General features: G+C 67.8%; 6 protein-coding genes and 1 pseudogene. All 7 read left to right on the plus strand.

Features of this window, described 5'->3' with window-relative positions; all coding sequences use genetic code 11:
- Nucleotides 1–42 precede the first annotated feature (42 nt).
- Nucleotides 43–483: a DUF983 domain-containing protein gene (locus tag A4R44_RS09935; RefSeq protein WP_067578516.1), complete on the plus strand. Its 441-nt coding sequence runs from the start codon at nt 43–45 to the stop codon at nt 481–483.
- 38 nt (nt 484–521) lie between these two features.
- Nucleotides 522–1,387: pseudogene (locus A4R44_RS09940) on the plus strand (DNA-formamidopyrimidine glycosylase family protein).
- A gap of 762 nt (nt 1,388–2,149) precedes the next feature.
- Nucleotides 2,150–3,454, plus strand: a complete 1,305-nt coding sequence (locus A4R44_RS09945; protein ID WP_067578518.1) for a sensor histidine kinase — start codon at nt 2,150–2,152, stop codon at nt 3,452–3,454.
- A gap of 18 nt (nt 3,455–3,472) precedes the next feature.
- The gene (locus tag A4R44_RS09950) at nt 3,473–4,318 is read left to right on the plus strand and encodes a S49 family peptidase (protein WP_067578520.1); all 846 of its coding nucleotides are present in this window, start codon (nt 3,473–3,475) and stop codon (nt 4,316–4,318) included.
- Between the two features lie 86 nt (nt 4,319–4,404).
- The gene (locus tag A4R44_RS09955) at nt 4,405–5,238 is read left to right on the plus strand and encodes a LytTR family DNA-binding domain-containing protein (protein WP_067578768.1); all 834 of its coding nucleotides are present in this window, start codon (nt 4,405–4,407) and stop codon (nt 5,236–5,238) included.
- Between the two features lie 6 nt (nt 5,239–5,244).
- Nucleotides 5,245–5,754, plus strand: coding sequence for a hypothetical protein (locus A4R44_RS09960; protein WP_067578522.1), 510 nt, complete (start codon nt 5,245–5,247; stop codon nt 5,752–5,754).
- A 70-nt stretch (nt 5,755–5,824) separates the two neighbouring features.
- The coding region (locus A4R44_RS09965) for a cation acetate symporter (protein WP_232791556.1) at nt 5,825–7,340 on the plus strand (1,516 nt) is incomplete at its 3' end.

Raw genomic sequence — 7,340 nt, forward strand, 5'->3', positions numbered from 1 at the left:
GGTAACGTTGACCGAGCTCGACGTCGCCCGGGAGGCAACAGGATGAACCGGCTGGTGCGCGGCGAAGACGGTCGCCATTGGGTGGTCCGTGCCCAGATGGAGTGGCGGGCTCCCGCCACCGCTGACGATTTCGAACACGACGTCGCAGGCAGTTACGGACCTGGCATCGCGATGATCGTGGTCATGGTGTTCCTCGTGATCGCGCTGGTGGTCTGGACGCCGGATGTCGTGAAGGTGCCCGCGTGGGTGCTGCTGGCGTTGCTGCTGGTGGTGTTGTTCTTCCCGCTGCGGTGGATCCTGCGCCGTCCGTGGACGGTGGTCGCCGAGACCGAGGGCGACGTCGCGGGCGACCGGCCGTCGGAGCGCTGGGTCGGCACGATCCGCGGCATGTTCACCGTGTCCGGCGAGGTGAAGCGGATCTCGAAGACGATCCAGAAGCACTCGCTGCCGGACTTCGACGGTCCGCTGCACCCGGTCGAATAGACCTGGCCGGAACCGGGCCGGCGCGCGAGACTGGTGCCATGCCCGAGTTGCCCGAGGTCGAAGCACTGGCCCATCACCTGCGCGAACACGCCGTGGGGAGCACTGTTTTCCGGCTTGACGTCGCCTCGTTGAGCGTGCTGAAGACCGCGGTGCCGCCGTATACCGAGCTGCATGGCCGCGAAATCACCGACGCGACTCGGCACGGCAAGCATCTGGATGTCGTGCTGGGAGATCTGCATCTGGTGGTCCATTTGGCGCGCGCTGGCTGGCTGCGCTGGTCGGACGCGCTGTCCCCGGCTCCGTTGAAGCCGGGGAAGGGGCCGATCTCGCTGCGGGTGCATCTGGAGTCGGCTTCCGGTCCTGGCTTCGATCTCACTGAGGCGGGGACGAAGAAGGGGCTGGCGGTGTGGATCGTCGCGGATCCCTCCGAGGTGGCGAGCGTGGCCCGGCTGGGGCCGGATGCGCTGGCGATCGATGCTTCGCAGTTGCGGGAGTTGTTCCGGGGGAAGGGAACCCGGCTGAAGTGGGCGTTGACTGATCAGTCGTTGATCGCGGGGATCGGGAACGCTTATTCGGACGAGATCATGCATCGGGCGAAGCTGTCGCCTTATGCGACTGTGGGGAAGCTCGACGAGGGGGCGTTGGAGGTTCTGGCCGAGGCGATCCGTGCGGTGGAGACGGACGCTGTTTCGCGGTCAGTGGGGCAGAAGGCTGCGCGGTTGAAGGGGGAGAAGCGGTCTGGGCTGCGGGTGCATGCTCGGACCGGGCTGCCNTGCCTTGTCCGGTTTGCGGGGATACTGTTCGGGAGATTTCGTTCGCGGACAAGTCGTTTCAGTATTGTGCGACCTGCCAGACCGGGGGGAAGCCGTTGGCTGATCGGCGGATGTCTCGGTTGTTGAAGTAGTTCGGCTCGCCGCCTGGCGGCGACATTGCTCCCCGGTGCTGGGGCGGCCCCGAAGCTTGATTGTGCAGTCGGGCTTCGTATCGGGGGTGGGTTGGCTGCGGGTGGCTCTCTGATTTGCCGACGTCCGCATCGCGGACCGTGGCCATCGCTTTGCGGAAAATCTGAACGCTTTCGGCGCTGCACCGGCCCCTTTGGGGGACCTCAGCGGGGATTCTCGGTTGCACGGTGTGCGGCACGCTCCGCGTGCGAGAGTGGCTTCTCTCCCTTCACGGACCTCGCCACCGCGCGCCGGCCGGGGCGAGAACCCCGCGTGCCCACTGCGCGAAGCTGCCGCTGCCCGCTGGCCCCAGTCGGGCTGGGGTGAACGTCTGTGAGGGGAACCCGGAGCGAATCAGACTCCTCAGGGTTCCCCTCACAGCACTTGGTCTAGCCCCGCTGGCGGGCGGGCAGGACCGGTCTTGCCGGGAGCGGTCCGGGTCGGGCGGGCAGGACCGGTCTTGCCGGGAGCGGTCCGGGTCGCGGGTGCCAAGAACCCTCATCCGCACTAGCCAAGCAATGAAGGGTCCCGTCACCCTTAACCGTCCGTAGTGATGAAGGGTCCCTTCACGCCATCCATTGGCGACTCACAGCCACCGCTACCACCCGAATGGCGCAAGATTCTCACGCTCACCGGGAGTGACGGCAGGGTTTGCCCACTCTCGGCGTCGCTACTGGACAGAAAGTGGGGAGCAGACCTTGCACCCGGTCGGTCGAGCGCAGAGCATGGACGTCGTGTCCGACTTCCCCTATGCGCTGGTCGTCCCGTGGGTTCTGGTCGGCATCCTGGTGATCGTGGTGCTGGTCCTCGCCTTCCGGGCGCGCCGGCCCAAGGGGGTCATCCAGGACGCCGTGCTCCAGGCCGTCCACCGGATGTCCAAGGCCACGCCCAACTTGCGGGCGGGGCTCGACGAGGAGGCCGCCAACCGGATGACGGCGGAGCTGCTTGAGGTGCTCGACTGTCTCGCCGTCGGCATTACCGACAGTGAAGGCACGCTGCTGTCCTGGGCGGGCGAGGCCACCGACCATTATCTGGACGTCGTCGAGGACATCGGGACCGCGTTGCGCAAACACCGTCGCGCCGTTGCCGATCACAACAAGATGCCGTGCAATCACCGTGGCACTTGCAAAATGAAGACCGCCGCGATTGTTCCCATTCTCGTTGAAGGCGAGGCCGAAGCGACGCTGATCGTCGTCGGGCGCACGCGCGGCAAGTTGGTGCAGATGGCTGAGGCGGTGGGCCAATTCGTCTGCACGCAGTTCGAGCTCGCGCGGCTCGAAGAATCGCGCAATCAGCTGCAGCAGGCGGAAATCAAAGCACTGCGCGCGCAGATCTCGCCGCACTTCGTTTACAACGCGCTCAACACGATCTCCGCGCTCATCCGCACCGACCCGGAGGAAGCGCGCGAACTGCTTCAAGACTTCGCGGACTTCACGCGCTACTCGTTCCGCACGTCCGGCATGTACACCACGCTCGCCGAGGAACTGCGCAACATCGACCGGTACCTGACCATCGAAAACGCTCGTTTCGGAGGCAGGCTCGAGGTGCGGATGAAGATCGCGCCCGAGGTGTTGAGCGTCGTGGTGCCGTTCCTGATCATTCAGCCGCTCGTCGAGAACGCCGTCAAACACGGGCTGGCCAGCAAGCCGAGCGGCGGCTGCGTCACGGTGATCGCGCGGGACGACGGGCACGAAGCGCTGATCACGGTCGAGGACGACGGCATCGGCATGGACCCGCGGCAGCTCACGGACCTGCGCAACGCGCACCGCACTGGTGCGCACGTCGGCCTCGGCAACATCAACCAGCGCATGCGGCAGGTCTTTGGCGAGGACTACGCGCTCACCGTCGAAACCGCGCCGGGTGCGGGCATGAAGGTCGCGTTGCGGGTGCCGAAGTTCAAGCTCGGCGTGCGGCCGAACATGCCGGACTACTCCGCCGATGTCCCGCAGCAGCCGCTGGCTCCGGTCGAGCCGGAACCGGAACCCGACGGAGTGCACGGCTCGCGTTCGGGGATGCTGCCCGCGCACTGAACTGGTTAGCCTGGGCAGATGAGCGTGACCGACAAGCTGACTTCCCGCCTTCCCGTGCTCGGCGACCGGGGCGACCGCAAGGACGTGGTCGCCGTCGTGAAGCTGCACGGCGTGATCACGCCGACGCCGTCGCCGCTGGCCCGCGGCGCGATCAACCTCGGTGCCGTCGAATCCGCGCTCACCAGGGCGTTCGCGCACGACCGGCTCAAGGCCGTCGCGTTGCAGATCAACTCGCCCGGCGGCGCGCCGACGCAGTCCGGTCTCGTCGCGGAGCGGATCCGGCAGCTGGCCGACGAGAAAGGCGTGCCGGTCCTGGCGTTCGCCGAGGACGTCGCCGCGTCCGGCGGGTACTGGCTGGCCTGTGCGGCCGACGAGATCTACGCGCACCGGACGTCCATGGTCGGCTCGATCGGCGTCATCAGCGGCGGCTTCGGGTTCACCGGACTGCTCGAACGCTTCGGCATCGAGCGCAGGCTGCACACCGCGGGCGCGAACAAATCGCGGCTCGACCCGTTCAGCCCGGAGAAGCCCGAGGACGTCGAGTGGCTGAAAAACATGCACAGCCAGTTGCACGAACTGTTCGTCGAATGGGTCAAGGAACGTCGCGGCGACCGGCTGACCGATTCCGCCGATCTGTTCACCGGGGACGTCTGGCTCGGGCAAAAAGCCGTCGACCTCGGACTGGTCGACGGGCTCGGTTCGCTGCGCGAGATCGTCCGCGAGCGATACCCGGACGCCGAGATTTCCGTGGCGGAGCCGAAGAAACCGCTGCTCGCCCGGCTCGGGATCGGGGCACCGGCGGCGGCGAGCGCGCTGCTGGACGCGGTGACCACGAAGGCGGCCTGGTCGCGCTTCGGACTCTGACCCCGAGGTGAGCGGCGACTCCGGTACGCCACTCACAAGCGGTACTCTCGGCTGGGGTCTGGACAATGCACCTCGCAATCGGCAGGATGCGTCTCACTGTGAGTGCTCACGACGACACCCGGAAACTCATCGTCCTTGCCGTGGACGACGAGCTGGCCGGGCTGGACGAACTCAGCCACGGACTCCAGAACAACCCGCACATCCACCGCGTTTTCCAGGCCTCGGACGCCTCCGACGCGCTGCGGCTGTTCTCGCACGACGACCCGGAACTTGCTGCCCGGCGGGCAAACGGCCTGCCGACAGTCGACGCCGTGTTCGCTGACATCGACATGCCCGGCCTGTCCGGCATGGAGATGTCGCGCGTGATCGCGGCGATGAACCCGTCGCCGGTGCTGGTGTTCGTCACCGGGCACGCCGAGGAAGCGGTGAACGCGTTCGACCTCGGCGCGGTCGACTATGTCCTGAAGCCGTTCCAGCAGGACCGGCTCGACCGGTCGGTCGCGCGGGTGCGCGAAAAGCTGGCCACGGCCGCGAGCCCGCCCGCCGGCCAGGGCGGGGCCGAGCCGGTGAAGAACGACGACGAGGTCATTCCGGTCGAACTGGCGGGCACCACGAAACTGATCCCGCGCTCGTCGGTGCGCTGGGTGGAAGCGCAGGGCGACTACGCGCGGCTGTTCACCACCGAGGGCAGCCACCTCGTCCGGATCCCGCTCGCCCAGCTGGAAGAACGCTGGGAGAAGGCCGGATTCGTGCGGATCCACCGGTCGTTCCTGGTCGCGCTGCCGCTGATCACCGAAATGCGGATGGGCCAGGGCGGCTACCAGGTCGTGATCGGCAACGAGGAGAAAGTGCTGCCGGTCAGCCGGCGGCACACTCGGGCGCTGAAGGACCGCATCGTCGGCTCCGGCCGGGGCGGCTAGCCGTCGATGTCCTCGCCCGAAGACCCCTACCACCGGCTCGAGAACGGAGTCCGCAAACCGGACCCGACGCTGGGCGTGCGGCCGGAGGACCGCGCGGTGGTCGAACCGGTGCCGCCCGCGCCCGAACCGGTCCCGCGTTCCAGCGAACCCGCGCACGTGCGGCCGAAACGGGAACGCGTGGTGCTCGCCGATTCGCGGCAGTCGTCGGCGCGGATGCGCGGGCGGGTCGAACTGGAGGAACAGACCAGCTGGGGAAAACTGCTGGTCCGCGACCTGGTGAAGGTCCAGCTGCGCACGTCGGTGTGGCTGGCGGTGCTCGTGCTGGTGGTGCTCGGGATACTGCCCGCGCTGTTCTATTTCCTCCCGGCGGTCGCGCGGTTCACCGTGATCGGCATCCCGATCCCGTGGCTCGTGCTCGGCCTGCTTCCGTTTCCGTTCCTCTTCGCCGTCGGCCTCTGGTACAACCGGCTCGCCGAGCGGCACGAACGCGACTTCGTCGACATGATCGAGAACTGACCCGCGCGGGGGATGCGTTCGCTGGTGGCGGCGCATCCCGGAAGCGTGTGGTCGTGCGAGGATGCACGCCGTGCAGCTGACCCCGTGGACGTTGACCGGCCTCGCGCTGGTCGCCTTCGCGACTTACTACCTTGGCTTCCGTTCGTCGCGCGGGGCCACCAGCACGCACGACTTCCTCGTCGCCCGCCGAACCGTGCGCTCCAGCCGCAACGCCGCGGCGATCTCCGGCGAATACCTGTCCGCGGCGTCATTCCTCGGTGTCGCGGGCATGGTGCTCAAACAGGGTGCCGACGCGACCTGGTATCCGATCGGCTTCACCGCCGGGTATCTCGCGCTGATGCTGTTCGTCGCCGCGCCGTTGCGCCGATCCGGTGCGTACACGCTGCCGGACTTCGTGGAAGCCCGGCTCGGTTCGCGAGGCCTGCGCCGCTTCGCGACCGCGGGCGCGGTGTTCATCGGGATTCTTTACATGGTCCCGCAGCTGCAGGCCGCCGGTTTGACGCTCGCGCAGATCGTTCCGGTACCGGCGTGGGCGGGCGCGCTGCTCGTCATCGTCCTGGTCGCGGTCAACGTGGTCTCCGGCGGGATGCGCGCGATCACCGTGGTTCAGGCGTTCCAGTACTGGCTGAAACTGTTCGCGATCGCTGTACCGACTTTTGTGCTGTGCATGGTTTTCTTCGCCGGCGGTGGCCCGGGCGGCGTGCGCGCGCTCGGTGCGCCCGCACCGCCGGTGTTCCCGGCGGACACCAAGGTGACGGTGCAAACCGACGTGACCGTGAAGGTCACCACCGAGACGTTCTTCTACGCGCACGGCCGCATCGACGACGGTCCCGCGGGCGGTATGGCGCGTTGGTCGCCGCTCATTCCGCACAAGGTGTCCTCGGGGACCACGCTGGAGTTCGCCGCGGGTACGCCGGTGCCGATCGTGAGCGACGCGCCCACGTCGAACGACGCGTGGCTGCATCCGGCGTCGAGCGGCATCAGCGATCTGCTGCAGACGTACTCGCTGATTTTCGCGCTGTTCCTCGGCACCATGGGCCTGCCGCACGTGCTGGTCCGCTTCTACACCAACCCCGACGGCAAGGCCGCGCGCCGCACCACCGTGCACGTCCTACTGCTGCTCGGGCTGTTCTATTTGTTCCCGACGATGCTGGGCGCGCTCTCGCGGATGTACGTGCCGCAGTTGCTGCTCACCGGCAACACCGACGCGGCCGTGCTGCTGCTGCCGACCGCGGTGTTGCCGGGCTGGCCAGGGCAGATCCTCGCCGCGGTGACGGCCGCGGGTGCGTTCGCGGCGTTCCTGTCCAGCTGCTCGGGGCTGCTGGTGAGCGTGGCCGGGGTGGTGTCGACGGATCTGCTGCCGGGCCGGGTCAAGGACTTCCGGGTCGCGACGCTGCTCGTCGCGATATGCCCGATGGCGCTCACCCTGATCTTCCGTACCGAGGACATCTCGCTCTCGATCGGGATGACCTTCGCGCTCGCCGCGTCCACGTTCAGCCCGCTGCTGCTGCTCGGCATCTGGTGGCGCAAGCTCAGCTGGCCGGGCGCGCTGGCGGGGATGGTCGTCGGCGGCGGGATGGTGCTCG

It is taken from the genome of Amycolatopsis sp. M39, from assembly GCF_001651785.1.
Classification (GTDB): Bacteria; Actinomycetota; Actinomycetes; order Mycobacteriales; family Pseudonocardiaceae; genus Amycolatopsis; species Amycolatopsis rubida.